The organism is Coxiella-like endosymbiont, from assembly GCF_002871095.1.
In the GTDB taxonomy this organism is placed as follows: Bacteria; Pseudomonadota; Gammaproteobacteria; order Coxiellales; family Coxiellaceae; genus Coxiella.
Genome location: NZ_NSHJ01000024.1, coordinates 1 through 2,051, shown reverse-complemented (window position 1 = coordinate 2,051; position 2,051 = coordinate 1). Strand labels below are relative to the sequence as shown.

Sequence of the window (2,051 nt, the reverse complement as noted above, 5' to 3'; positions counted from 1 at the left end):
CCCCTCTCCCTCATTATACAGTACCCTTCCCAATACAGATAAAACTCAAATCTATGCAAGAAATTAATGCAATCATTTATTATTCTCTCAAATCTACTCAACTGCTGTTCATTAAAAGCTAAGATAACTTAAAATCCAAGATATCTTAATTAGTCCAAATATCTGGTATGATTTTAAAAAAACAAAACATAATTTTTATTAATTTTTTCAAAAACACTACGAAAATAATAATTGAAGAGTAATACCCATGTCAACTTTAAGCGCCAAGCAATTACAAAAAAAATACAAATCACACCGAGTAGTCAAAGATGTTTCTCTATCCATCAGCAACCAAATTGTAGGACTTTTAGGTCCAAATGGGGCAGGTAAAACTACAAGTTTTTACATGATGGTAGGTTTAGTTACTCCGGATAGGGGTGAGGTTTTCTTAGATCAGGAAAATATTAGCTTCTATCCTATGCATAAACGCGCCCGGTTAGGAATAGGTTATTTACCTCAAGAAACCTCTATTTTTAGAAACTTATCAGTAGCTAATAATATTATGGCGATCCTTGAGCTGCGTAAAGCTTTATCTAAACAGGAGCGTAAAGAAAAATGTGAATTTTTACTCCAAGAATTTCATGTTGAACATTTACGAGATATCCCAGGATATTCCTTATCAGGTGGAGAAAAACGCCGTGTAGAAATCGCTCGTGCTTTAGCTATGGATCCTAAATTTATTTTACTCGACGAACCTTTCGCTGGTATTGACCCTATTTCGGTTCTTGATATTAAAAGAATTATTATTCATTTACGAGAACGGGGTATTGGAATTTTAATCACAGATCACAATGTTCGGGAAACATTAGATATTTGCGAGCGCGCCTATATTGTTAATGAAGGAAGTATTATCGCCACTGGAACCGCCCAGGAAATATTAAACAATCAAAGTGTACGTGAAGTTTATTTAGGAAATGAATTTGATCTATAGAATTATCTAAGATTCCAAATGATTTTAAAAATTCAGATGTTAATCATCAAAAGGAAGTGTACTATGCAAATTCAAATGATAGATCATAGTTTAGATATTTCACTACCTTTAGGTGAACTTAGTAAAAATTAAAGTAATTAAATCCTGTTTTGATGAAATGACTAATATCTATATTACCTTTCATGTCAATACAATTTATCAGATTCCAGATGCCAATCTCTAATTACTAGATAGTAAAATTAATACTCAAACAGAATTTGAGGATATATATAAATGCTCAACCTTTTAATCCAAAAATTACATATAATTAGAAAAATACAAAACTAAAAAAGGTGATCACCAATAATATCACCTTATCCAAGCCCAGAAATCGCTTCGGAACTTTCTATTACTAACCGACCACTTTTACCCTTAAATGCCAATTTTCTTATCATTAATAAATGAGGAGTTGTAATGATGAGGACACCCAATATTGGAACAAGTAAATTAGCTCTTACTTTGATAGATTGGGGTCATTAAAAGGTTTCTGATGATCTGGTTGATATTTTATACCAAATAATTACATTAATTAATCAATTGGTAAGTATCCTGCTGTGTTACCTACAGTTATATTTTAATTTCAGATGTTAAAATACTCAATGTTTCTAAGCTCTTTGCAACCAATGCAATGCTTGCTCACTATGAAATTAGTTTAATAATTACCTTAATCAAACTTAAAAATAAACTTGAGATTCTAAATTCCTTTAATTCTATCTACGAAGAGGAAATAATTTTAGGAGTTATCTCTCCCTAAAATCATCCTTCCTGTTTATATAAGAAAAAATTTATCTTTTCTAATCAAAATGCTAGTAAGCAATTCAATCTTGAAAAAAGCTATAATTCTAGTGTTAATTTTAATAACCATTTCAAATGAACAACATAATAATTCAAAAATTTAAAAATTATTAATAAGCTAGACTTACATATAAGCTAGACTTACATGCTCGAGCTTTCATAAAACTCATTAATATCGCCTTTTATTACCCAAAGCAACACCTCAGTTCGTTACAACTATTCTGTACTTGATACTAAAGTCTCATGT

1 protein-coding gene is annotated in these 2,051 nt (G+C 30.5%); it reads left to right on the top strand.

Annotated elements, in window-relative coordinates; genetic code table 11:
- Nucleotides 1-247: 247 nt before the first annotated feature.
- Nucleotides 248-970, top strand: coding sequence for an LPS export ABC transporter ATP-binding protein (lptB, locus tag CLERM_RS00270; RefSeq protein ID WP_102156634.1), 723 nt, complete (start codon nt 248-250; stop codon nt 968-970).
- Nucleotides 971-2,051 lie beyond the last annotated feature (1,081 nt).

Bases quoted from the DNA above. Each gene is read 5' to 3' on its own strand.
- lptB (WP_102156634.1), top strand. From the start codon at position 248: ATGTCAACTTTAAGCGCCAAGCAATTACAAAAAAAATACAAATCACAC.